The organism is Polynucleobacter asymbioticus QLW-P1DMWA-1 (assembly GCF_000016345.1).
In the GTDB taxonomy this organism is placed as follows: Bacteria; Pseudomonadota; Gammaproteobacteria; order Burkholderiales; family Burkholderiaceae; genus Polynucleobacter; species Polynucleobacter asymbioticus.
Window position 1 is genome coordinate 2,084,996 of the sequence record NC_009379.1, and the last position, 23,114, is coordinate 2,108,109.

Sequence of the window (23,114 nt, forward strand, 5' to 3'; positions counted from 1 at the left end):
CCTACTTATCTAGAGCGAATCATCGTACCGAAAGCTTGCTCGGTCAGAATTTCTAACAATAAGGAATGCTCAATACGGCCATCAATAATGTGCACTGAATTGACACCGCTCTTGGCCGCATCTAATGCAGAAGAAATTTTCGGCAACATACCGCCCGAGATCGTACCGTCAGCAAACAGTGCATCAATTTCTCGCGCAGTTAAATCTGTCAGCAGCTTTCCGTCTTTATCCATCACGCCAGGAATATTGGTCATCATGACCAACTTCTCTGCGTGCAGAATTTCAGCCATCTTGCCAGCCACTAAGTCAGCATTGATGTTGTAAGCCTGACCTTCTGCACTAAAACCGATAGGAGAAATCACCGGGATAAATGCATCATCTTGGAGGGCCTTAACAACAGCAGGGTTAATTGCCTCAATTTCACCAACAAAACCGATGTCTATTTTTTTACCTGGCTCTGCATCACTCGGAATCATCATTTTTTTAGCATGAATCAATCCACCGTCTTTACCAGTGAGGCCAACAGCCTGGCCACCAAAGTGGTTAATCAACATCACAATGTCTTGTTGCACTTCACCACCTAGAACCCATTCCACTACTTCCATGGTTTCTTCATCGGTTACGCGCATACCCTGGATAAAAGTACCGGTCTTACCAATCTTCTTCAAGGCCTCATCAATTTGTGGGCCTCCGCCATGAACCACTACAGGGTTCATACCGACGAGTTTTAACAAGATAACGTCGCGCGCAAAACTTTCTTTGAGGCGCTCTTCTACCATCGCGTTTCCGCCGTACTTAATCACAATAGTCTTGCCGTGATACGCGCGAATGTAAGGCAGCGCTTCAGCAAGAATCTCCGCCTTTAATAAAGGGGAGATATCACTAATAGTTGGTAAATGCTTAGTCATCGCTACTTAAAATTTATTCGCCAAATAATTTTTGACGGAGTTCACGACGCTCTTGAGCTTCAAGAGATAAATTGGCTGTAGGCCTTGCAATTAAACGGTTTAAGCCAATGGGCTCACCGGTTTCTTCACACCAACCGTAGTCACTAGATTCAATGCGCGCTAATGCTTGTTCTACTTTTTTAAGCAGCTTGCGTTCACGATCGCGGGTACGCAATTCTAATGCATGTTCTTCTTCAATCGTTGCACGATCTGCCGGATCAGGCACCAAAATATTTTCACGCAGATGCTCTGTTGTCTCGGAAGCATTCTTCAAGATGTCATCTTTAAGGGTGAGTAATTTTTGACGGAAAAAATCCAACTGGGCAGCATTCATATAGTCCTTATCAGACATCTTGAGCAATTCTGCTTCAGTGAGTGGCGCACCTTTTACGGCTTTGGCGCTCGCAGCTTTGCTGCTAGCTTTTGCCGCAGTTGCTGGTTTTGTTGCTGTTTTTACCGTCATTTCATTCTTTCCTAGATTTGAAGCATTATTGCCTCATTCTGCCAAACTTTTACTACCACTTAATCAATATTCATCAATATTGCCCGTGGCGGCGGATTGTACCCGAATCTAGCTAAGCCAAACATCCCTCAAGCCCAGCCAGTAGGGTGTCCTTAGGTAAATCGATACCGATAAAGACCATTCGGGTTTGCTTACGCTCAGTACCCCATGGACCAGCTAAATCGCTGCCCATCATCTGATGAACGCCCTGGAACACGACTTTTCGGTTACTTCCCTTTACATAGAGCACGCCTTTATAGCGCAACATCTTCTCCCCAAAGACCTCCAAAATGCCCCCCAAGAAGTCTTCCAACTTTTTGTGGTCAAAGGGTTTATCACTACGAAAAACGAAGGATTGGATGCGGTCTGTGTGGCCTGCATGGCCATGATGGTGGTCATGACTGTGGTCATGACCGCAGGTGCTGTGATCGTGATCGTGACTATGGTCGTGACCACAATCAGCATGATCGTGGTCATCTTGCTCGAGAAAATGAGGGTCAATGTCCAGCTTGGCATTCAGATTGAAGCCCTTGAGGTCCAAAACTGCATTCAAAGGCACGATACCCTTAGAAATGCCTGCAATAGGTGCCCTAGGATTCATGTGCATAAGGCGATTGCGCAATGCATCTACTTCAGCAGGAGTTACCAAGTCTGTCTTGGTAATAAAAATTTGATCTGCAAAGCCAACTTGGCGTTGAGCCTCTTCATGCTCATTAAGCTGTTGTTGGCCATGTTTGGCATCCACCAAAGTCACCACAGCATCCAAAACATAGTGGTCGGCAACGTCATCATCCATAAAGAAAGTTTGGGCTACCGGGCCTGGATTGGCAACACCAGTGGTTTCAATGACAACGCGATCAAAGCTGATCTTTTTATTTTTGCGTTGTTCCCAAAGCTCATTTAATGCATCTACCAGATCGCCACGAATAGTGCAGCAAATACAACCATTGCTCATTTGCACAATATTTTCTTGGTTGTCCTGAACCAAAATATCGTTGTCAATATTTTCTTCGCCGAACTCATTCTCAATCACGGCAATTTTTTTACCATGCTCTTCAGTCAAAATGTGTTTGAGCAATGTTGTTTTGCCACTTCCTAAGAAGCCCGTCAAAATGGTTACCGGAATTAATGCCATGAATGATCCAATCAAAATCTAAAAGCCATAAGTTCCCAAAGCGGGAAACCTTCTATCTTACCGAGTTCCTCAGCCTTTACCAGCCTTTGCACGCGGATGCGCTTTATCGTATGCCTGAGCAAGGTGCTGAAAATCCAGGGAGGTATAAATCTGGGTACTAGCGATACTAGCGTGCCCCAACATCTCCTGAACAGCGCGCAAATCTTGCGAGGATTGCAAGACATGGCTCGCAAAGCTGTGGCGCATCATATGAGGGTGCACATGGGTAGGAAGGCCTGCTCGCATAGCCAGGGTGCGTAATCTAGCCTGCACGGTTCGTGGCGATAGACGCTTACCCGTAGCAGATAAAAAGAGAGCAATCGACTCTTCAGAGTAGCTGCCGGCATCTCGTAGCTCACGCCATACTGCCAGAGATTTCATGGCAGGAACACCAACAGGAACAGAGCGTCGTTTGCCGCCCTTACCCAAAACGGTGACCTCTGCAGCATCCCAATCTAACCAGCCAGCTGATTCATGTTGGCGATCTTTGCTTTGCATCACATCTATTCCCAATAACTCTGAAAGACGCAAGCCCGACGAATAGAGCAAATCAATAATCGCGGCATCACGAATCGATTCCAAATCCTTTTTTTCTTCAGCCTCTTTTACCGCCTGGTTTACCAAGGCAAGCGCCTGCTCAACCGATAAGGCTTTAGGCAAAGACTTCAAACGCTTTGGAGCCTTGACGTCATCAACCGGATTAGCAATCAAGTTATTGGTTACTTTGCCTGCACGCGCATCACGTCTCGCATCTTTCTCAGTAAGCCAGTCATACCAACCGCGCCATGCAGAAAGCGCTCTTGCAATACTTCTAGAGGATTTACCTTTGGAATGCAAACGGCCAGCCCATCGGCGCACATGCCCATTGCTGACCTTTAATAATTCAACGGAATCTTCAAGGGCGAAATTTTGTAGATCACTTAGATCCATCCCATACGCTTTAAGCGTATGCGGCGAAAGTTGACGCAACACATGCAACTCATGCAAATACTCCTGCATGAGTGGATGAAGATCAGTTGCCTTTAATTTCATAAGCCTGGATACGATCCAAAGCTGCAGCGGTTAATTCAGCGATCTGACGTAAGTAGAAAGCACCCATATCGGCTGTAAAGCGCGATTCATCCTTGCTTGCTAGCAACAACACTGCCGGGGATTGAGAGGCGTCAAGGCTTTTACCTAGAGGTAGGCCAATAGCCACCATGCTTTGCCACTCAGGATCAATCGTGGTTTGGCTGGCGAGTAAATCTACACTGGCTGCGGCCAATTCTTTTGCTGAACCGCATAAAGGTGTATCTACCCATGGACCAAACGCTGAGTTCGGGGATAGTAATTGTGCCGACTCCACCTCAAAAACTTCTGACAAGCCCGAGGTAATTGCCGCTTCCACATCGGCCTTGTTATTTGCCTTCATTAAACGCAGTAACCAGGCGACCAAACTTTGTTGGGTTTTATCGTTACGACTGCCAAAATGCAACATCTCGCTTAGACGGCGATTGAGCTCTTGATTTTGTGTGCGCAATACGGTCATCTGACGCTCTTGCAAAGAGATCGCACGATCTTCGTGCGGATGCTTAATGCGAATCTCATTAAAGAGATCGGCATAGCGCTCAAAGAAGCCTGGGGTAACGCGCAACCATTCAGCAACTAATTCTTCTTGCTCGGCTTGCTTTGGATCGATGGCGCTCATGAATTTCTTTCTAAATGTGTTCTTTAATTAACCGAGCTTTTTACGCAACAGTTCATTTACTTGACCGGGATTTGCCTTGCCTTGAGAAGCCTTCATGATCTGGCCTACGAGCGCATTAAAGGCCTTCTCTTTACCAGAGCGGAATTCTTCAACTGACTTCTGATTAACCGCCAATACTTGATCAATGATGGCCTCGATGGCGCCACTATCGCTAATTTGCTTTAAGCCTTTAGCTTCAATCACTTGATCAACTGTACTAATAGCCTTGCCTGCAATAGCCTCTTCCCACAGAATGGCAAAGATGTCTTTGGCAATCTTATGGGAGATAGTGCCATCTGCTACACGAGTCAAAAGCGACGCTAAATGCTCCGCTTTTAATGGTGCATTTGCTGCAGCAATGCCAGCACGATTTAAAGAAGAAGCGAATTCACCAGTAATTAAATTAGCGGCCGCTTTTGCCAAGGGTTTGCCTACGATTGCTAATAACTCTTCAAATACTTTTGCGGTATCGCGGTCTTGAGTCAGCAATTGCGCATCGTATGCGCTTAAGCCAAATTCGCTTTGCCACTGTTCACGCAATTGCGCAGGTAGTGCGGGCATCTTGCTACGCACATCTTCAATCCAAGCATCATCAATCACTACTGGCAATAAATCTGGGTCAGGGAAGTAGCGATAGTCATTGGCGTCTTCTTTACTGCGCATGCTGCGCGTTTCCCCGCGATCGGGATCATACAGACGCGTCTCTTGAACAACGGTTCCACCATCCTCAATCAATTCGATTTGACGACGTACCTCATACTGAATGGCCTCTTCCAAAAAGCGGAAGGAATTCAAATTCTTGATTTCACAACGGGTACCAAACTCAACCTGACCTTTTGGGCGCACCGAAACGTTAGCATCGCAGCGGAAAGAGCCTTCTTGCATATTGCCGTCACATACCCCTAGCCACACAACCAAGCCATGCAGGGCCTTGGCATAGGCAACCGCCTCGGCAGCGCTGCGCATTACCGGCTCAGTCACGATCTCTAATAGAGGTGTTCCTGCGCGATTTAAATCAATACCGCTAGAGGGTTCACCATAAGGGCCAGTAAAGTCCTCTTCATGGACCGATTTACCTGCATCCTCTTCCATATGGGCGCGAGTCAGCTCGACTACTTTTACTTCATCACCAACCAGAATTTCCACATGGCCACCAACGACTACTGGGATTTCCATCTGACTAATCTGATAACCCTTAGGTAAGTCGGGATAGAAATAATTCTTGCGAGCAAAAATACTCGCTGGCGAAATTTTTGCATTCACTGCTAAACCAAAACGAATGGCATGCTCAACAGCCTCACGATTGAGGACTGGCAGTACACCAGGCAGCGCCAAATCAACTGCGCATGCTTGAGTATTTGGCTCGGCACCAAAGCGTGTACTCGCACCACTAAAAATCTTAGATTGTGTCTGTAACTGTGCGTGGGTCTCTAGACCAATAACAACTTCCCATTGCATCATGCCACCTCACTTGCTGAACGCAAATGCCAATCGCTGGCTTGCTGATATTGATGGGCAACCTGTAATAGGCGCGCTTCGGAAAAATAGTTGCCGATTAATTGCATGCCAATTGGTAAGTTGTTTGCATTAAACCCACAGGGAACGCTCATCGCTGGCAAGCCTGCTAAGTTTGTTGAAAGCGTGTAAATATCCTCTAAATACATTTGTACTGGGTCTTTTGATTTTTCACCCAAACGCCAGGCCACATCAGGGGCTACAGGCCCCAGGATGACGTCACATTGATTAAATGCGGCCTGGAAATCTGCCGCAATAATGCGACGGATTTTTTGTGCTTGAAGATAGTACGCATCGTAGTAACCATGACAAAGAACGTAAGTTCCAATCATGATGCGGCGTTTTACCTCTGCACCAAAACCCTCAGTACGTGACTTGGAATACATGTCGCCAAGATCACGATATTCTTTGGCGCGATATCCATAACGCACACCATCGAAACGACTCAAATTACTAGATGCTTCTGCGGGTGCTAAAACGTAATACACAGGAATTGATAACTTGGTTTTAGGCAAGCTCACCTCAACTAATGTGGCACCTAAATTTTCTAAAAGTTTGGCTGCTTCATTCACTGATTTGGCCACATCACTTGCTAAGCCTTCAGCAAAAAATTCTTTTGGTAAGCCAACGCGCAAACCTTCTAATGGTTTTGCAGGGTTTGCACTTCCCTCTTGCCAATATTGATTGAGGTAACGACCGTAGTCCTCCCCAGAATCAGCCAAAGAAGTGGAGTCACGTGGATCATGCGAAGACATCGCTGATAGCAGCAGGGCGCAATCTTCTGCAGTCTTGCCCATAGGGCCCGCTTGATCGAGCGAAGAGGCATAGGCAATCATGCCGTAGCGCGACACGCGCCCATAACTAGGCTTAATTCCGGTCAGACCACAAAATGCGGCTGGCTGGCGAATCGAGCCACCGGTATCAGTACCAGTAGCAATTGGGGCCAATCCTGCCGCTACAGCGGCGGCTGAGCCACCCGAGGAGCCGCCTGCTACGTGAGCAGCATTCCAAGGGTTTAAGACTGGGCCAAAGGCAGAGTTTTCATTGGAGGAGCCCATTGCAAACTCGTCCATATTGGTTTTACCCAAGCAAACCATGCCAGCGCCATGGGGATTGTTTTCATCTGGAATTCCCAGATTGGCAACTACGGTGGCATCAAAAGGGCTCTGATATCCAACCAAGATTTTGGATGCTGCCGTTGACTTCCAGCCACGGGTTACAAAGACATCTTTGTGGGCCACTGGAATGCCAGTTAACTTGCCGGCGTTACCGGAATAAATTAGCTGATCTGCTTTAGATGCTTGTTCTAAGCTTAAGTGAGCATTCACATCAAGATAAGCATTCCACCGCTTTCCGGCCTCAATGCGGCCCAAGAAGTGCTGGGTTAACTCAGTGCTAGAGACCTCTTTTGCAGCAAGTGCTTTTGCCATTAAGGCGATAGGGGTGTTGTGCCAACTCATTCGATCACCTTTGGCACTAGGAAGTAGCCTTCCTGCTGAGCAGGGGCTGACTGCATGTTTTCGGAACGGTGGTCAGTTTCGGTGACTTGGTCAGCACGCATAGGCTGTGCCAAATCCCGTATAAAGAGGATTGGGTGAGCCAACGGCTCAAGACCAGTTGTATCAACAGCCTGCATTTCCTCTACCAAGGAAAAGATGGCCTGCAATTGAGGCAAAACTGCCTCAGCTTCTGCCTGATTTAACTCAAGCCTAGATAGGTGCGCAATGCGCTGGACATCATCAAGTTTCATGGGGCGCTAGAGTATCATTCCTATATATTTTCATTAACACTTTCTATTTTCCCACTACATCATGTTTGGTTTTTTCCGCAGCTACTTTTCCAATGACCTAGCCATCGACCTAGGAACCGCCAACACCTTAATTTATATGCGTGAGCGGGGTATTGTGCTCGACGAACCTTCCGTGGTGGCAATTCGCCAAGAAGGTGGTCCAAACGGCAAAAAGACTATTTTGGCCGTCGGCAAAGAGGCAAAAGCCATGTTGGGGCGCGTTCCAGGGAATATTGAGGCGATTCGCCCTATGAAAGACGGCGTTATTGCCGATTTCACTATTACCGAACAAATGCTCAAGCAATTTATCAAGCTTGTGCATGAAAGCAAATTATTAAAGCCAAGTCCACGCATCATTATTTGCGTTCCTTGCGGCTCCACTCAAGTTGAACGTCGTGCGATTCGCGAATCTGCATTAGGTGCTGGTGCATCACAAGTATTTTTGATTGAAGAGCCGATGGCTGCGGCAATTGGTTCTGGCTTGCCGGTTTCTGAAGCAGCTGGTTCGATGGTTGTCGATATCGGCGGCGGTACAACTGAAGTTGGTGTGATGTCCTTAGGTGGCATGGTTTACAAAGGCTCAGTACGCGTTGGTGGTGACAAGTTTGACGAAGCAATCACTAATTACATTCGTCGTAACTACGGCATGTTGATTGGTGAACAAACTGCTGAGTTGATTAAGAAAACAATTGGCTCTGCATTTCCAGGCGCAGAAGTGCGCGAGATGGAAGTTAAAGGCCGCAATCTTTCTGAAGGTATTCCACGTAGCTTCACTGTAACTAGCAATGAAGTTTTGGAAGCATTGACAGATCCACTGAATCAAATCGTGACTGCTGTAAAAGCTGCTCTCGAGCAAATCCCACCAGAGCTAGCATCCGATATCGCCGAGCGCGGCATGATGCTTACTGGTGGCGGAGCCTTATTGCGCGACCTAGACCGCCTCTTGCTTGAAGAAACTGGCTTGCCAATTCATGTAGCAGAAGATCCGTTGACTTGCGTTGCCCGCGGTTGCGGTATCGCTCTTGAGCGTATGGATAAGTTAGGCGGAGTGTTCTCGCACGAGTAAGCGACCTACACGTCGACCAGGGAATTGCAACATAGCGCTCCACCACTTTTCAGACAGGGCATACCAGCCTTACTTAAACTGATTGTCTGTCTGTCGATCAGCATCGCTCTGATGCTGATCGATTTTCGTTTCAAAGCACTCGATCCTATCCGCAACAATGTGAATTGGATTTTGCGTCCACTTGAATATGTCATGATGGCGCCGCGCAATGCATTTGAAGCAAGCTCAGACTATTTCACCACGCGCTCAACTCTTGATCAAGAAAACCAAGTGATGAAGGCTCGTCAAGCAGAGCTTTCTTTGCTGGCAAATCAATCTGAATTTCTTATGGTGGAAAACCAAAATCTGCGCGAGCTTATGGCGCTTCAAAAACAGGTTCCTTTTAAAACTTTGCCAGTAGAAATTCTATTTAATCCACCCAATCCAATTTCACAACGCATTGTGATAAACCGCGGTAGCAATGATGGCCTTAAGCTAGGCAACCCTATTGCCAACGATTCAGGCATTTTGGGTCAAGTGGTACGCCTATACGAGCGCTCTGCCGAGGTTTCTTTGCTGGAAGATCGGGATTTTGCGGTTCCAGTGCAAGTGGCTCGCAATGGTTTGCGTGCTGCCGTGTTTGGCGCAGGACGCGGCAACCCTCTGGAACTTCGTTATCTACCAGTTGCGAGCGATCTGGAAGTGGGCGACATCCTGCTAACCTCTGGAATTGATGGAGTTTATCCCCCTGGTTTCGCGGTGGCCGTGATTAGCAAAATCGAGCGTAACGCCGACAAAAATTCTTCCAATGTTTTTTGTGTTCCTGTAGCGGCAGTCAATCGCTACCGCCAAGCCTTAGCTCTTTTATATGACCCGCAATTTGATGCAAAGGCAGCAAGCAATAATACTAAGTCTGCCACTGGCGCACCTTTAACAAACAATCCTGGCCGACGCCAAACGCGAGCGCGAGGAATGCAATGATCGATTTCCAAAGCGGTTATATTCTGCGCCCGGTCAATCCGGTATTTATTTATTTCAGCTTATTCTGTGCGCTGCTTTTAAATCTATTGCCCATTGGAAACTATGGTTGGGTACCCGACTGGCTCATCATCTGCATGGTCTTTTGGAATATTCACCAACATCGTTATGTGAGCGTGATTACCGCTTTCATACTGGGTCTAATGATGGACGTGCACAACTCCGATCTACTAGGCTTGCACGCCTTTAGCTATTCATTGGTTGCGTATGTAGCCATCTCTTGGCATAGGCGAATTGTGGCGCTAACAGTGCTTTCCCAAGCAGTTCATTTGCTACCCGTCTTCCTGCTAGTGGCGCTATTTCCAGTCTTAGTACATTGGGCGCTCAGCGGTGAACTGTATTGGTGGGCCTTAACGGGCGCAGTTCAAGCTTTTATTGAAGCCATGCTTTGGCCGCTTGCTACGCGCATTCTGCTAGCCCCGCAACGTCGACCCATTGACGTTGACCATAATCGCCCCCTATAAGAAGCTGTATGGTTTCTTTTAAAAGGGCTGACCTAGACTCATTTCAAGAGCGCATTCATATTGCGACTTTATTTGTCACATTCTGTTTTTTGCTATTAATTACTCGCCTTGTTTGGTTACAGCTCGTTAGCCATGGCAAATATGCCCTGCTGGCAGAGAGTAATCGGATTGCTTTAGTGCCTGCTCCAGCAAACCGCGGCCTCATTATTGATCGTAACGGCATCGTGATTGGTAGGAATTATTCTGCACTTACCCTGGATGTGAATGCCGAAGAAGTAAAAGGTAATGTAGATCAGTTAATTAATGATCTTTCAGAAATCATTGATATCTCCCCTAGAGATCGCCGTAACTTCAAGCGCTCCTTAGAAGATTCTCGCAATATGGGCACCATCCCCCTGCGATCGATGCTTAATGAGACTGAAACTGCCCGTTTTATGGCTAATCGCTACCGCTTTCCAGGGGTAGAAATACGTGCCAGGAGCTTTCGGGAGTATCCCTATAACGAATTGGGGTCCCATTTAATTGGCTATATTGGTCGCGTTTCTCAGAAAGATAAGGAACGCATGCAGGCTGAAATTGAGAACTCCAAAGCAGATGATCCTGACGCACTGCAGACTTCATTTTTGCCAGGCATTCAGTATGTTGGAAAAATTGGTCTGGAACAAAGCTATGAAAGTGTTTTGCGTGGCATACCCGGATACGATCAAGTTGAAATTACTGCAGGCGGAAAACCAGTTCGTACTCTTTCCAGCTCACCTTCAGTTCCCGGTAAAAACATTGTGCTGTCAGTCGACTTTAAATTGCAATACTTAGTCGAGCAGTTGTATGGAAATTTCCGCGGAGCATTTGTTGCGATCGAACCAGAAACTGGTGACGTTTTGGCTTTTGTATCTAAGCCAAACTTTAACCCTAATGACTTCGTTGAAGGTATTGATGCCGTTACCTGGAAAGAGCTTAATGACTCTCCGCAAAAACCGCTCTATAACCGCCCGCTCAAAGGCATTTATCCGCCGGGCTCCACTTACAAACCTTTCATGGCGCTCGCCGCTTTAGAAAATAAAAAACGTACGCCGACACAAACTATTTTTGATCCAGGTTATTTTGATTTTGGTAACCACACATTCCGAGATGATAAAAAAGGTGGTCACGGCACTGTAGATATGCAAAAGTCTATTGTGGAGTCTTGTGATACTTATTACTACATGCTTGCACGCGACATGGGTGTAAACATGATTGCGAACTTCATGAAGCCATTTGGCTTTGGCCAAATCACTGGAATTGATTTGCAAGGCGAGTCTAAGGGGGTTTTGCCTTCGACCGAATGGAAACAAAATACCTTTAAAAAACCAGAGCAGCAGAAATGGTATGAAGGAGAAACCATTTCATTAGGAATTGGACAGGGCTACAACTCCTTTACGATTTTGCAGCTAGCGCACGCAATGGCGAATCTCGCCAACAATGGCGTTGTGATGAAACCTCATTTAGTCAAAGCTATTGAGGATCCATTTACCCGCAACAAGGCGCTTACTACCCCAAAAGAAAGCTATCGCATTGAACTCAATCCCGAAAATATTGAGGTTATTAAAAAAGCGATGGTAGAAGTAAATCGCTCCGGAACATCTGCGGCAGCATTTCAGGGGGCGGGGTATGTAGCTGGTGGCAAAACCGGTACCGCACAAGTATTTAGCTTGAACTCAAAAGATTACAAACATGGAGCGACTGCAGAGTTCTTGCGTGACCATGCTTTATATATTGCATTTGCTCCTGCAGACAAGCCAACAATCGTGATTGCAATGGTTGTGGAGAATGCTGGATTTGGAGCGCAGTATGCAGCACCGATCGCACGTAAAGCATTGGACTATTACATAGAGGGCAAATGGCCTAAGGAGGTTCCCGAATGGAAAAGAGCCCCGTAAAAAAAATTCAATCTATTTTCTTCAGCCTCTTCTCAGGACTTGATCGGCAGCTAGGCCTTATTCTTCTTGGCTTGGCGGCAGTTGGATTTTTTACATTCTTATCTGCAAGTCAAAATACTCCCGTTCAAATTACCGATGAACTTCGCAACCTTGCTTTGTCATTTGTAGTGATGTGGCTTGTTTCGCGGATTCCACCCAAGTGGTTGGAGATGGGTGCCGTTTGGATTTATAGTCTTGGTGTAGCCTTATTAGTGGCAGTGGCGGTGTTTGGCTTAATTAAAAAAGGCGCACGTCGCTGGCTCAATATTGGGGTTGTTATTCAGCCCTCTGAAATCATGAAGATCGCAATGCCACTGATGTTGGCGTGGTACTTTCAAAAGCGTGAGGGCTTAAAAAAATCTTGGGACTATGCAGTAGCCGTGATTATTTTGATAATTCCCGTTTTCTTAATTGCTAGACAGCCAGATCTTGGGACTGCGTTACTTGTATTTGCAGCCGGCCTATATGTCATCATCTTGGCAGGACTGCCTTGGAAGTGGATTTTGCCTTTTGTAGCTATCGGCGTAATTGGAATTCTTCTCATCATCATTTTTGGTGGAACCATTTGTGCACATGATGTAGTTTGGCCATTTGTACATGATTATCAAAAGCACCGCATCTGTACCTTGCTTGATCCAAGTAGTGATCCACTAGGAAAAGGATTTCATACAATTCAATCCATGATCGCAATTGGCTCGGGTGGATTTTTTGGAAAAGGCTGGTTCCAGGGAACGCAAGCGCACTTAGAATTTATTCCTGAGAAACACACTGACTTTGTGTTTGCCGTTTTCTCAGAAGAGTTTGGCCTTCTCGGAAATCTCATATTGCTTGCGCTGTTCTATGCTCTTATCAAAAGAGGTTTAGCGATTTCAGCAAGCGCACCCAATTTATTTACACGCCTCTTAGGCGCTTCAGTGACATTAATTTTCTTTACTTATGCATTTGTAAATATCGGCATGGTGAGTGGCCTACTACCGGTGGTAGGGGTCCCATTACCCTTCATTAGCTATGGAGGAACTGCTTTAGTGACATTAGGTTTTGGGGCTGGCATTCTGATGAGCATTCATCGCCATCGCCGTTTAGTGCAAAGCTAATACAGGGGAATTATTTCAAATCCTAAGCAATAAAAAAGCCCGGCATGCCGGGCTTTTTTATCAACAAAGCAAGAATTACTTCTTACGCTTGTTAACTGAATCTTTAAATGCTTTACCAGCAGAAAACTTAACAGTTTTTGCAGCAGCAATTTTGAGTGGCTCGCCAGTTTTTGGGTTACGACCCATACGTGCAGCACGCTTACCAGATGCAAAAGTACCAAAGCCGATCAGTTGTACTGAGTCACCCTTAGTAACAGCTTTGATGATTGTGTCGATAGCTGAATTCAATGCAAATTCTGCTTTGGCTTTTGAGATCTCCGCGTCGTCAGCAATCGCTGCGATTAGTTCGGCTTTGTTCAAGTGAAGCTCCTTATAAATATTGATGTCGGCGCACATTGCGCTTACATGATTTTAACCACAAAAAATTACAAAAATAAAGCTAAGACAAAGTAATTTTGTACTGCTCCTACCGATTATTCATCCAAAACGGTAATATCGTAAACAAAATATTCGGTATCTCCCAAACAGCTAGTTGGAAGACCAATATGCTGTTGGTATTTAAGAGCCACTTTTTTTCCTAAATTTGCATTTATTTTTTGCGCCACAGCATCTTCGCGCACCGTAAAGAAGAATTTTTCAGACATGGTCCCGGGCATCGATACCATCGCCAACTCACCTTCCCAAGTTTTGCAGATATAACCGCGATTGGAGAATTTCTGCACATAACCAGCACGCTCTCCGCTGCCGTAACTCCAAGTAAACATTACCCAGGTATAAGCTGCAAGACCCACTAAGCCAATTAAAACAAGGCTTAAGAGCCACTTTATAAAGCTATTCATACGATCTTCCTCGTCTCATATCCAAAGAAACCCTTAGTGGGTGCCTATATTCGCTCACTCAAGTATATGAGGAACCATCCTACAGAAATAGTCTATTCGCAACTTCCTTACAAATTAAAATATAAGCATTACTTTTGAATGGCAAATTCCATGCAAGCTCGTCACATCATCTTTTTTATCTTTATTGCCTCAGCAATTTATGTGTATTTCAGGGGTAAGGTACGTTTTGGGGTAGTTAGATCTCTTACTGACTATCAGGTACTTTTAGCTCCCATTAATACATTGCTCTATTTATTTTCAAAAGTAAAAGCTGGCGCTTTTATCCCTGTAAGTGAATTTCCTCAAATGCAGCCGATACAAGACAACTGGGAAATTATTCGCCAAGAAGCGCTTGCATTAAATGCTGATGGCGGAATTACTGTAGCAACAGGCTATAACGATATTGGCTTTAATTCATTCTTTCGAACAGGTTGGAAGCGTTTTTATCTCTATTGGTACGGAAAGGACATTCCGTCAGCTCAAAATAGCTGCCCAAAGACGGTCGCTTTACTCAAATCGATTCCCTCGATTAAGGCAGCGATGTTCGCCTCCCTGCCCCCAGGAGCAACGCTGGTAAGGCATCGCGACCCCTACGCCGGATCCCTACGCTATCACATTGGCCTAGTGACCCCAAATGACCCCAAATGCTTTATTGAGGTTGATGGTGAGCGCTATTTTTGGAAAGATGGAGAACCAGTGATGTTTGATGAGACTTATATCCACTTTGCAGCCAACGAAACAGACCAGCAGCGCATTGTTTTATTTTGCGATGTGGAGCGTCCCGTAAATACAAAAGTGGTGCAATGCATTAACCGTTGGTTTGGTCGTTATGTGATGAGTGCGGCAGCTTCACAAAATGTAGCTGGTGAAAAAGTAGGTTTTGTAAATATCTTATTTACCTACTTCTATCATCTGCGAGCTCAGGCAAAAAAGCTGAAAGCAAAACATCGCCGCGTTTACTACATCGGAAAATGGGTCCTAATTTTAGGTATTTTGTGGGCTATTTTTTGGTAACTCAAAATCATGTAATTAAGGTTGAAGTATTTGGGTAATTTGTTCAGGGGTAATTGAGCCCCAGATTTCAACCCGTTTTATGCGGCTGTTTTGTCCTGATATGAACTGAATTTGTTTTTGCGGTATTTTTAACTGCTTTGAAAGCCACCCCAATAAAAGCTCATTGGCCTTATTTTCTATAGCTGGCGCCTGAAGAGAGATTTTTAGGCAGCCGTCATGCAAGCCTACGACTTTCGTCACCTTAGCGCCTGGCTGGCAGTGCAGATTTAACGTAATTCCGGTGGGGGTTTGTTTTAACCAAATGGGCATCATTAAAGTACTTTAAACTTAAACTATGCCCTACAAAAATTCTCAAGCCCTAGAACACCTTTTCGCAAACAATCGCGAATGGGCCGAAGGCATGATTGCTAAAGACCCTGATTTCTTCAAACGGCTTGTTAACCAACAGGCGCCAGAATATCTTTGGATTGGTTGTGCAGATAGTCGCGTTCCAGCAAATGAGATCGTTGATCTATTGCCTGGTGAGCTCTTTGTTCACCGCAATGTAGCAAACGTTGTTGTTCACACCGACCTCAACTGTTTATCGGTTATTCAGTTTGCGATCGATCTTCTTAAGGTAAAACATATTTTAGTGGTTGGTCACTATGGATGTGCGGGTGTTCATGCTGCGCTGAGCGACCGAAGAGTAGGGCTTGCTGATAACTGGTTACGTCATGTAAAAGATGTACACCAAAAACATGAGCGCTATTTGGGTGACGTGTTGCCAACTGCCAAACGCCAAGATCGCTTATGTGAACTCAATGTAATCGAACAAGTGGTAAACGTTTGCGAAACTACCATTGTTCAAGACGCGTGGGCGCGCGACCAAGATTTAACAGTTCATGGATGGACATATCGCCTGGACACTGGACTCGTAAATGATTTGGGTATGTCTAGCAGCTCCTCTGAAGAAATGAAGGAGCGTTACGCTAAATCAATTAAGCGTTACGATTCAGAGTAGAGCTAATTGTTCAAATCGATTGCGAATTTCGGAGGAGTAGCCCTTCTAAAGCTACTCTCAATACTTCCATATAAGCTTCTCGTCGCCATCGGCTATGGCTTAGGCTTTATTGCGGCAAGAATACCTGGTGATAGAAATCGAGTCGTCAAAAAAAATCTAGAGCTCTGCTTTCCGAATTTAAGTCATGAAGAGGTTGAGCGTCTTAGCAAACAACACTGGCGTTTATTAGGGCGTAGTCTTGTTGAAAAAAGTGTCATTTGGTTTGGGAGTGAAAAACAATTGAATGACATGATAGAAGTTAAATCTGCCGTAGATCTTTCTAGTCAAAAACCGCGCATTCTGGTCAATATGCACTTCACAGGAATAGAGGGCAGCATTATTTTGAGCGCCCTTGCAAAGCGCATGGACTGGCCTCGCACCTCAGGATTTTTTCAAAGAATGAAAAATCCTTTCTTCAATAAACGCATTGTTGAATGGCGCAATCGGTTTGGGGGTAACTCTATTGATCGACAAGGAAATGCCAAGGCGATCATTCGTGAAATTCGTAATGGCGACTTCATCATCATTGCACCTGATATTGACTTGGGTCTAAAAGATTCAGAATTTGTTCCTTTTTTTAATATCGAAACAAATACGATCACCACAATTTCGCGCTTAGCAAAAATCACTGGCGCGGATGTATGCATGATGACAACCACCCTAAAGGCAGATGAGTCTAGTTATCTGTGTGAAATTAGTGCGCCTTTAGAAAACTTTCCAAGTGGCGACCCTAAGGCGGATACCGCCCGCCTAAATCAATGCTTTGAAAAAGAAATTCGCTTGCGTCCTGCTGAATATTATTGGGTTCATAAACGCTTCAAAAATCGTCCAGATAACGAGCCTAATCCCTATAACCCTTCTATCTAAAAGACTTTTGTCCTATCATTAGAGGATGACTGAGCGTATTGGGCTATTTGCCGATCTTCATAGTAATTTAGAAGCTTTTGATGCCTGCATGGATAAGGCTGAAGAGCTTGGCGTTACCCGTATGGTCTTTTTAGGGGACCTAGTGGGATACAACGCGGACCCAGTAGCACTGATAGATCGAATAGCAGCTTTAGTAGAGAATAAAAAGGCCATCGCAATTCTTGGTAATCATGATGAGGCTGTTTTTAAAGATAGCCGCAATAAGATGAATGCCAGTGCGAATGCAGCAATCGAGTGGACCAAGACACAACTCAACAATAGTCATGTTGAATTTTTAAAGAATTTACCTCTGATGGTGAATGAAGAAAAAATTTGTTACGTACATGCCTCTGCATATAACCCACCTGACTGGAATTATGTAACCGAAAGTATGAGTGCCTGGCGTTGTGCGCAAAGCTCTGGAAAAAACTATACCTTTGTAGGGCACGCACATGAGCAAGCATTGTTTTATCAAAGTGTGGTTGGAAAGCTCATTCGCTTTGCACCTCACCCTGGTGATGAAATTCCGGTATTACCCCATCGCCAATGGGTAGGCGTAGTTGGCTCATTGGGTCAACCTCGCGATGGAAATCCCGAAGCATGCTTTGCTGTGTTTGAACCAGAGTCTGAAGTGCTAACGTTTCATCGCACACCATATGATCACTATACCGCGGCCGAAAAAGTGCGGCGCGCTGGGTTGCCAGAAGATCTAGCCACTCGTTTAATTACTGGCAAGTAATTAAACCATGGTGCTTAAAACCGATATAGAAGCTGTTGACGACATCTTCCAAGAAGGCAAGGTAGTTGATGGTTTTGTCCTTGGAAAAGAAGTGCACCGAGGCGGTATGGCTAGCTTATTCTCTGCAACCAAAGATGGCATCGACATTCCGATTTTGCTCAAGATCCCACGCGTTGGACGAGACCAACCCGTTGAAAGTTTGATTGGGTTTGAAACCGAGCTCACGATCTTACGTTCACTTAAAAGTCCATATGTTCCTAAGTATTTGGGTTCTGGCAATATGGCTACCCGCCCCTATATTGCAATGGAAAGGGTTGAAGGTAGACCTTTAGAAGACCTTATTAGAGAAGGCAAGCAATTTACTATTGATGAGGTGGTGCGCATTGGTGCCGATCTTGCGCAAGCAGTTCAATCTCTTCATGCACAAGATGCCATTCACTTAGATATCAAACCCGAGAATATTTTGATTGATGACAAGGGTAAGTTGACCTTGATTGATTTTGGCTTATCTCATCATGCACGGTATCCAGATTTGTTAGCAGAAGAAATGCGCAAGGGAATTGGCTCTGCACCCTACATTTCTCCAGAACAAGTGGCTGGTGTTCGCTCTGATTCACGTAGTGATATTTTTTCCATTGGCGTCATCATGTATGAGTTGCTGACTGGGGAGCTTCCCTTTGGCAACCCCCAGTCAATGAGCGGGCTGCGCAAACGGATGTGGGCAGACCCCTTTCCGCCCCGGGCGATTCGTAAAGAAATTCCTCGCTGGCTGCAAGAGGCTGTGTTGCGTTGCCTAGAGTCTAGAGCTGCTGATCGCTACCAAAGCGCCACTCAACTTCGGCAGGTATTACGTGACCCCGAAGGAGTCAGAATTACTGAGCGCGGTGAGCGAGTTGAGCCCCCCAGCTTTTGGGAGAGTTTTAAAAAATGGCTTAAGGCTGCCGGCTATGAGCCTTCTCCAAGCCCGCGCCCTAGTATGGGCAATCAAGATGCCCCATTGATGATTGCGGCAATAGATACACGTCAATCCGACGAAGATTTACGCGAACGGATGCAGCAAACTGCTAAAAAATTATTGCAAGCTTATCCAGAAAGTCGCTTGGTATGCATTAGCACCATAGCCAGCACACCAACCTATGAAGGCAATCACGAAAGTGAAACAGCCAGCGGAATTGTGCGTGGACATTTAGTTCAGCTCATGGAGTGGGCAAAACCCCTCAAGCTACCACCAGAAAGTATTTCGTATCACGTGCTAGAGGCGCTTGATCCTGCCTCACGCATCGTCGAATTTGCCAAGGATAACGATGCTTCGCTCATTTTGATTGGCGCATCACATAAGCTGCCGAACAAAGTAACGCCCTGGAGAACTTCTATGACAAAGATCGTCGAAGAAGCCCCCTGTAGCGTTCACATTGTCAGAACTTAATACGTCTCAGCGCATTTTGTCTTGTTGATGATCCAAGATCATTTCTGGCTCTTGAGCCTCAATCCAGTCATCCCGATTTAATGCGCGAGTTAATTGCTTTTGGTCTAATTCACCTGTCCACTTAGCAACCACAATAGTAGCTACTCCGTTACCGACCAAGTTAGTCAATGCACGCGCCTCTGACATAAAGCGATCAATGCCTAAGATGATTGCCAAGCCTGCTACTGGCACGTCTCCTACCGCTGAAAGAGTGGCTGCCAACACAATAAATCCACTACCAGTTACACCGGCGGCTCCCTTAGAGGTAAGCAATAACACTGCCAAGAGAGTAACTTCTTGTAGGAGGGTCATCGGCGTATTTGTAGCTTGCGCAATAAATACTGCAGCCATTGTTAAATAAATCGAAGTGCCGTCCAGATTAAATGAATAGCCAGTTGGAATCACCAAGCCAACGCAGGCTTTCTTAGCACCTAAAAGCTCCATCTTTTCCATCATGCGTGGCAAAACTGACTCGGAAGAAGAGGTGCCCAGCACAATTAAAAGCTCTTCCTTAATGTAGCGCACGAATTTAAAAATATTAAACCCATTGAGTCGCGCGATGATCCCAAGAACAATAAATACGAAGAGCAAGCAAGTTAAATAAAACGAGCCCATTAATTTACCCAATGAGAATAATGAGCCTATGCCATATTTTCCAATCGTAAATGCCATTGCACCAAAAGCGCCGATTGGCGCAAATTTCATGATGATGGCAATCATGTCAAAAAGAACATGGGATGTTTTTTCAATTAAATCAAACACCATTGTTCCGCGACCACCGAACTTATGTAATGCGAAACCGAACAATATTGCAATGAAGAGAACTTGTAAGATTTCACCTTTAGCAAATGCATCGACTGCACTGCTTGGAATAATGTTGAGTAGGAACTCAGTGGTAGTCCCCATTTTTCCTGGGCCAGTGTAAGCGGCAATACCTTTGGTATCTAAGCTTGCTGGATCAATATTCATTCCCGCACCAGGCTGCAACACATTCACAACAACCAATCCGACCATTAATGCAATTGTGCTGACAATCTCAAAGTACAAAAGCGCAAGGCCGCCTGTTTTTCCAACCTTTTTCATGTCTTCCATGCCGGCAATGCCAAGAACAACCGTACAAAAAATGATCGGGGCAATTAACATCTTGATGCCCTTAATAAAGGCATCCCCGAAAGGCTTCATATCTACGCCCAAGGAAGGGTAAAAATGGCCTAACAAAACCCCAATTACAACAGCCGTAAGTACTTGAAAATAAAGGACTTTATAAATTGGGGGCTTCTTCAAGGTGGCAGTCATGTTGTCTTCCTTTATTTAATAGTTGTTCGACACTCTGTGGAATCAATAGCCTAGATATTAATCCAACTCAAGAAATGAGCCTAATGCTCGATAATGGGCTCATGGAAGAAAAAGTACGCGTTTCCAAATTACTATCTGAACTGGGCCTCTGCTCACGTCGTGAAGCTGACTCCTATATTGAGCAAGGCTTGGTCACCGTGGACGGCGAGGTGGTGAATGAACTGGGCGTACGCGCCTACCGCCATCAAAAAATCGAATTGCAATCTGGAGCAAAGGCGCAACAAGCCTCACGCATCACTGTGATCCTCAATAAGCCCGTTGGTTATATCTCTCATTTTGATGATGAGCAAGAATATCAGCCGGCCGCATCATTAATTACTCCTGATAATTACTTTGCTAGTCCGCTAGATAAAGGTAGAAACCCACGCTTTAATACCAAAGGCTTGGCTCCTGCGGGGCGCTTAGACATCGACTCAACAGGCTTGCTGGTATTAACTCAAGATGGGCGCATTGCTAAATTACTCATTGGCGAAAACAGTCCGATTGAAAAAGAATACTTAGTGCGCGTGGAAGGCAAGCTTTCGTTTGAGGATCTAGATAAATTAAGACATGGCCTCACACTTGACGACGTTGTTCTGAAGCCTGCACAAGTGAGCTGGCAAAATGAAGATCAGTTGCGCTTTGTTTTGCGAGAGGGTCGTAAGCGTCAAATTCGTCGCATGTGCGAAATGGTTGGCCTTAAGGTCATAGGATTAAAACGGGTGAGGATAGGTCGGATCTCTTTAGGCCCCCTTCCCCCAGGACAATGGCGTTTTGTAAGGCCTGAAGAGCAATTCTAAGTAGGCTTACCCGCTTATAATTGCATTCAAAATAGATATTCATAAGCGCAGAATTACCATCGATACCAATACCTCCAGTACTCCAGCCGCAGAAGTTCTTAGACGTCGCAGCTTTGCCATCATCTCTCACCCAGATGCCGGTAAAACAACGCTCACTGAAAAGTTGCTGCTATACGCGGGCGCAATTCAAATCGCAGGCAGCGTTAAAGCGCGTAAAGCGAGCAGGCATGCAACTTCTGATTGGATGGAAATTGAAAAGCAACGCGGAATCTCCGTAGCTAGCTCAGTAATGCAGATGGAATATCGTGACTGCATTATTAATCTTTTAGATACCCCAGGCCACCAAGATTTCTCTGAAGACACCTACCGAGTATTAACGGCTGTTGATTCTGCATTAATGGTGATTGATGCTGCTAACGGAGTGGAATCACAAACCCTACGCTTGCTCGAAGTATGTCGCGCGCGCAATACACCTATCGTTACCTTCATCAATAAGATGGATCGCGAAGTAAAGCCGCCCATGGAATTAATGGATGAAATTGAAACAGCATTAGGAATTGAAGTGGTGCCATTCACTTGGCCAGTTGGCATGGGCAAATCCTTTGCAGGCGTTATTGATATAGCCAACTCTCGGATGCGCATGTTTAAAGCAGGTGAAGACCGCGTGACCGAAGATTCACATGCTGTGGTTGACATCAATGATCCAGCCCTAAAAGAGCGCTTGGGAAGCGATTTAGAAAATGCACTGGCAGAAGTAGAGCTCATTAAAGAGGCAATGCCAGCATTCGATCGCGAAGCCTTTTTGGCTGGGCGTCAATCACCTGTTTTCTTTGGCTCAGCTATTAACAACTTTGGTGTACGTGAAATTTTGAATACACTGGTTGAACTTGCGCCTTCACCAGGATCTCGTAAGGCCTTGCAGCGCGAAGTAAGTCCCGCGGAAAATAAATTCTCTGCAGTGGTTTTTAAGATTCAGGCCAATATGGATCCTGCACACCGCGACCGCGTAGCATTTTTAAGAATTTGTTCCGGACATTTTCAGCGCGGTATGAAACTCAAAATTAGTCGTAACGGCAAAGAAGCGCGTACCAATAATGCGCTATCTTTCTTATCGCAAAGACGTGACATTTTGGATGAAGCCTTCCCGGGTGACATTATTGGCTTACCCAATCATGGCCTGTTACGCCTTGGTGATACGCTCACCGAAGGTGAACAGCTTCAATTTACAGGGCTTCCTTTTTTCGCCCCAGAAATCTTCCGCATGGTGGAGTCAGCAGATCCATTGCGGACAAAACAACTCAGAACCGGCCTCATGCAGCTTGGGGAAGAGGGCGCTATTCAGGTATTTCGTCCTATGACCGGTGGAACAATGCTGCTCGGTGCTTTTGGTCAACTGCAATTTGAGGTGGTCAGTCATCGCCTACAAACCGAATATGGTGCGGAGGTGCGTTTGCTCCCAGCACGATATAACTTAGCTCGATGGGTTAGCTCTGAAGATCCCGTTGCTCTGAAAAAATTTATTCAAGAAAATATTCATCGCATGGCTGAAGACGTAGTAGGCGCTTCAGTTTTCTTGGCATCCCACAAATCAGAATTGGATGTTGCTCAGCAACGTTGGGAATCGATTCAATTTCACGCTTTAAGAGAGCATGCTGGCCTCATATACCAATCTGACCTAGCAGGCTAATT

General features: G+C 45.6%; 24 protein-coding genes. 12 read left to right on the forward strand and 12 right to left on the reverse strand.

Features of this window, described 5'->3' with window-relative positions:
* Positions 1 to 5 precede the first annotated feature (5 nt).
* The 8 genes from argB to gatC all read right to left on the reverse strand — a co-directional run bounded on the left by argB (position 6) and on the right by gatC (position 7,614).
* A complete protein-coding gene (argB, locus tag PNUC_RS10415) occupies positions 6 to 908 on the reverse strand; it encodes an acetylglutamate kinase (protein ID WP_011903847.1) in 903 nt (300 codons plus the stop codon).
* Between the two features lie 13 nt (positions 909 to 921).
* Positions 922 to 1,299, reverse strand: a complete 378-nt coding sequence (gene dksA / locus PNUC_RS10420; RefSeq protein ID WP_048812312.1) for an RNA polymerase-binding protein DksA — start codon at positions 1,297 to 1,299, stop codon at positions 922 to 924.
* A 223-nt stretch (positions 1,300 to 1,522) separates the two neighbouring features.
* On the reverse strand, positions 1,523 to 2,584 hold the full coding sequence (locus tag PNUC_RS10425) for a CobW family GTP-binding protein (protein WP_011903849.1): 1,062 nt from the start codon (positions 2,582 to 2,584) through the stop codon (positions 1,523 to 1,525).
* A 69-nt stretch (positions 2,585 to 2,653) separates the two neighbouring features.
* Complete coding sequence (locus PNUC_RS10430; protein WP_011903850.1) at positions 2,654 to 3,655, reverse strand: tyrosine recombinase XerC; 1,002 nt, start codon at positions 3,653 to 3,655, stop codon at positions 2,654 to 2,656.
* A complete protein-coding gene (locus PNUC_RS10435; protein WP_011903851.1) occupies positions 3,636 to 4,310 on the reverse strand; it encodes a DUF484 family protein in 675 nt (224 codons plus the stop codon). The genes PNUC_RS10430 and PNUC_RS10435 overlap by 20 nt, the downstream gene beginning before the upstream one ends.
* Before the next feature lie 27 nt (positions 4,311 to 4,337).
* Complete coding sequence (gene gatB / locus PNUC_RS10440) at positions 4,338 to 5,807, reverse strand: Asp-tRNA(Asn)/Glu-tRNA(Gln) amidotransferase subunit GatB (RefSeq protein WP_011903852.1); 1,470 nt, start codon at positions 5,805 to 5,807, stop codon at positions 4,338 to 4,340.
* Positions 5,807 to 7,324, reverse strand: coding sequence for an Asp-tRNA(Asn)/Glu-tRNA(Gln) amidotransferase subunit GatA (gene gatA / locus PNUC_RS10445; RefSeq protein WP_011903853.1), 1,518 nt, complete (start codon positions 7,322 to 7,324; stop codon positions 5,807 to 5,809). Before gatA ends, gatB begins: the two co-directional genes overlap by 1 nt.
* On the reverse strand, positions 7,321 to 7,614 hold the full coding sequence (gatC, locus tag PNUC_RS10450) for an Asp-tRNA(Asn)/Glu-tRNA(Gln) amidotransferase subunit GatC (RefSeq protein WP_011903854.1): 294 nt from the start codon (positions 7,612 to 7,614) through the stop codon (positions 7,321 to 7,323). Before gatC ends, gatA begins: the two co-directional genes overlap by 4 nt.
* A 61-nt stretch (positions 7,615 to 7,675) precedes the next feature.
* Here gatC and PNUC_RS10455 point away from each other — a divergent pair, with 61 nt between their 5' ends.
* Genes PNUC_RS10455 through rodA form a run of 5 tightly spaced genes read left to right on the forward strand, consistent with a single transcriptional unit; the run spans position 7,676 to position 13,249 of the window.
* Positions 7,676 to 8,719 carry a rod shape-determining protein gene (locus tag PNUC_RS10455; RefSeq protein ID WP_011903855.1) on the forward strand — a complete coding sequence of 348 codons (1,044 nt, stop codon included), beginning with the start codon at positions 7,676 to 7,678 and terminating at the stop codon, positions 8,717 to 8,719.
* 24 nt (positions 8,720 to 8,743) lie between these two features.
* Positions 8,744 to 9,679 carry a rod shape-determining protein MreC gene (gene mreC / locus PNUC_RS10460; RefSeq protein ID WP_011903856.1) on the forward strand — a complete coding sequence of 312 codons (936 nt, stop codon included), beginning with the start codon at positions 8,744 to 8,746 and terminating at the stop codon, positions 9,677 to 9,679.
* Positions 9,676 to 10,200, forward strand: coding sequence for a rod shape-determining protein MreD (mreD, locus tag PNUC_RS10465; RefSeq protein WP_011903857.1), 525 nt, complete (start codon positions 9,676 to 9,678; stop codon positions 10,198 to 10,200). The genes mreC and mreD overlap by 4 nt, the downstream gene beginning before the upstream one ends.
* 8 nt (positions 10,201 to 10,208) lie before the next feature.
* Positions 10,209 to 12,116: a penicillin-binding protein 2 gene (mrdA, locus tag PNUC_RS10470; protein WP_011903858.1), complete on the forward strand. Its 1,908-nt coding sequence runs from the start codon at positions 10,209 to 10,211 to the stop codon at positions 12,114 to 12,116.
* Positions 12,098 to 13,249 (forward strand): rod shape-determining protein RodA, encoded by a 1,152-nt coding sequence (gene rodA / locus PNUC_RS10475; protein WP_011903859.1) that lies wholly within the window; start codon positions 12,098 to 12,100, stop codon positions 13,247 to 13,249. Before mrdA ends, rodA begins: the two co-directional genes overlap by 19 nt.
* A gap of 75 nt (positions 13,250 to 13,324) precedes the next feature.
* Here the strand turns inward: rodA and PNUC_RS10480 are convergent, their stop codons facing one another.
* Both PNUC_RS10480 and PNUC_RS10485 read right to left on the reverse strand, forming a co-directional pair.
* Complete coding sequence (locus PNUC_RS10480) at positions 13,325 to 13,645, reverse strand: HU family DNA-binding protein (RefSeq protein WP_011903860.1); 321 nt, start codon at positions 13,643 to 13,645, stop codon at positions 13,325 to 13,327.
* Between the two features lie 77 nt (positions 13,646 to 13,722).
* Positions 13,723 to 14,088, reverse strand: a complete 366-nt coding sequence (locus PNUC_RS10485; RefSeq protein ID WP_011903861.1) for a hypothetical protein — start codon at positions 14,086 to 14,088, stop codon at positions 13,723 to 13,725.
* Between the two features lie 150 nt (positions 14,089 to 14,238).
* Between PNUC_RS10485 and PNUC_RS10490 the strand changes: the two genes are divergently transcribed.
* Positions 14,239 to 15,141 (forward strand): aspartyl/asparaginyl beta-hydroxylase domain-containing protein, encoded by a 903-nt coding sequence (locus PNUC_RS10490; protein ID WP_048812315.1) that lies wholly within the window; start codon positions 14,239 to 14,241, stop codon positions 15,139 to 15,141.
* Positions 15,142 to 15,156: 15 nt separating this feature from the next.
* On the opposite strand, the gene PNUC_RS10495 is transcribed toward PNUC_RS10490, so the two are convergent.
* Positions 15,157 to 15,453, reverse strand: coding sequence for a DUF167 domain-containing protein (locus tag PNUC_RS10495; protein WP_011903863.1), 297 nt, complete (start codon positions 15,451 to 15,453; stop codon positions 15,157 to 15,159).
* 22 nt (positions 15,454 to 15,475) lie between these two features.
* Between PNUC_RS10495 and can the strand changes: the two genes are divergently transcribed.
* Genes can through PNUC_RS10515 form a run of 4 tightly spaced genes read left to right on the forward strand, consistent with a single transcriptional unit; the run spans position 15,476 to position 19,251 of the window.
* Positions 15,476 to 16,141 (forward strand): carbonate dehydratase, encoded by a 666-nt coding sequence (can, locus tag PNUC_RS10500; RefSeq protein ID WP_011903864.1) that lies wholly within the window; start codon positions 15,476 to 15,478, stop codon positions 16,139 to 16,141.
* A gap of 6 nt (positions 16,142 to 16,147) precedes the next feature.
* Complete coding sequence (locus tag PNUC_RS10505; RefSeq protein WP_011903865.1) at positions 16,148 to 17,047, forward strand: LpxL/LpxP family acyltransferase; 900 nt, start codon at positions 16,148 to 16,150, stop codon at positions 17,045 to 17,047.
* A 25-nt stretch (positions 17,048 to 17,072) separates the two neighbouring features.
* Positions 17,073 to 17,825, forward strand: coding sequence for a metallophosphoesterase family protein (locus PNUC_RS10510; RefSeq protein WP_011903866.1), 753 nt, complete (start codon positions 17,073 to 17,075; stop codon positions 17,823 to 17,825).
* A 7-nt stretch (positions 17,826 to 17,832) separates the two neighbouring features.
* Entirely contained in the window at positions 17,833 to 19,251 is a 1,419-nt protein-coding gene (locus PNUC_RS10515; protein WP_011903867.1) for a serine/threonine-protein kinase, read from the forward strand.
* A 6-nt stretch (positions 19,252 to 19,257) separates the two neighbouring features.
* Here the strand turns inward: PNUC_RS10515 and PNUC_RS10520 are convergent, their stop codons facing one another.
* Positions 19,258 to 20,586: a dicarboxylate/amino acid:cation symporter gene (locus tag PNUC_RS10520; protein ID WP_011903868.1), complete on the reverse strand. Its 1,329-nt coding sequence runs from the start codon at positions 20,584 to 20,586 to the stop codon at positions 19,258 to 19,260.
* A gap of 101 nt (positions 20,587 to 20,687) precedes the next feature.
* On the opposite strand from PNUC_RS10520, the gene PNUC_RS10525 reads away from it, so the two are divergent.
* The gene (locus PNUC_RS10525; protein ID WP_011903869.1) at positions 20,688 to 21,425 is read left to right on the forward strand and encodes a pseudouridine synthase; all 738 of its coding nucleotides are present in this window, start codon (positions 20,688 to 20,690) and stop codon (positions 21,423 to 21,425) included.
* A gap of 58 nt (positions 21,426 to 21,483) precedes the next feature.
* Positions 21,484 to 23,112: a peptide chain release factor 3 gene (locus PNUC_RS10530; RefSeq protein WP_048812167.1), complete on the forward strand. Its 1,629-nt coding sequence runs from the start codon at positions 21,484 to 21,486 to the stop codon at positions 23,110 to 23,112.
* Positions 23,113 to 23,114 lie beyond the last annotated feature (2 nt).

Bases quoted from the DNA above. Each gene is read 5' to 3' on its own strand.
- argB (WP_011903847.1), bottom strand. From the start codon at position 908: ATGACTAAGCATTTACCAACTATTAGTGATATCTCCCCTTTATTAAAG.
- dksA (WP_048812312.1), bottom strand. From the start codon at position 1,299: ATGTCTGATAAGGACTATATGAATGCTGCCCAGTTGGATTTTTTCCGT.
- PNUC_RS10425 (WP_011903849.1), bottom strand. From the start codon at position 2,584: ATGGCATTAATTCCGGTAACCATTTTGACGGGCTTCTTAGGAAGTGGC.
- PNUC_RS10430 (WP_011903850.1), bottom strand. From the start codon at position 3,655: ATGAAATTAAAGGCAACTGATCTTCATCCACTCATGCAGGAGTATTTG.
- PNUC_RS10435 (WP_011903851.1), bottom strand. From the start codon at position 4,310: ATGAGCGCCATCGATCCAAAGCAAGCCGAGCAAGAAGAATTAGTTGCT.
- gatB (WP_011903852.1), bottom strand. From the start codon at position 5,807: ATGCAATGGGAAGTTGTTATTGGTCTAGAGACCCACGCACAGTTACAG.
- gatA (WP_011903853.1), bottom strand. From the start codon at position 7,324: ATGAGTTGGCACAACACCCCTATCGCCTTAATGGCAAAAGCACTTGCT.
- gatC (WP_011903854.1), bottom strand. From the start codon at position 7,614: ATGAAACTTGATGATGTCCAGCGCATTGCGCACCTATCTAGGCTTGAG.
- PNUC_RS10455 (WP_011903855.1), top strand. From the start codon at position 7,676: ATGTTTGGTTTTTTCCGCAGCTACTTTTCCAATGACCTAGCCATCGAC.
- mreD (WP_011903857.1), top strand. From the start codon at position 9,676: ATGATCGATTTCCAAAGCGGTTATATTCTGCGCCCGGTCAATCCGGTA.
- mrdA (WP_011903858.1), top strand. From the start codon at position 10,209: ATGGTTTCTTTTAAAAGGGCTGACCTAGACTCATTTCAAGAGCGCATT.
- rodA (WP_011903859.1), top strand. From the start codon at position 12,098: ATGGAAAAGAGCCCCGTAAAAAAAATTCAATCTATTTTCTTCAGCCTC.
- PNUC_RS10480 (WP_011903860.1), bottom strand. From the start codon at position 13,645: ATGTGCGCCGACATCAATATTTATAAGGAGCTTCACTTGAACAAAGCC.
- PNUC_RS10485 (WP_011903861.1), bottom strand. From the start codon at position 14,088: ATGAATAGCTTTATAAAGTGGCTCTTAAGCCTTGTTTTAATTGGCTTA.
- PNUC_RS10490 (WP_048812315.1), top strand. From the start codon at position 14,239: ATGCAAGCTCGTCACATCATCTTTTTTATCTTTATTGCCTCAGCAATT.
- PNUC_RS10495 (WP_011903863.1), bottom strand. From the start codon at position 15,453: ATGATGCCCATTTGGTTAAAACAAACCCCCACCGGAATTACGTTAAAT.
- can (WP_011903864.1), top strand. From the start codon at position 15,476: ATGCCCTACAAAAATTCTCAAGCCCTAGAACACCTTTTCGCAAACAAT.
- PNUC_RS10510 (WP_011903866.1), top strand. From the start codon at position 17,073: ATGACTGAGCGTATTGGGCTATTTGCCGATCTTCATAGTAATTTAGAA.
- PNUC_RS10515 (WP_011903867.1), top strand. From the start codon at position 17,833: ATGGTGCTTAAAACCGATATAGAAGCTGTTGACGACATCTTCCAAGAA.
- PNUC_RS10520 (WP_011903868.1), bottom strand. From the start codon at position 20,586: ATGACTGCCACCTTGAAGAAGCCCCCAATTTATAAAGTCCTTTATTTT.
- PNUC_RS10525 (WP_011903869.1), top strand. From the start codon at position 20,688: ATGGAAGAAAAAGTACGCGTTTCCAAATTACTATCTGAACTGGGCCTC.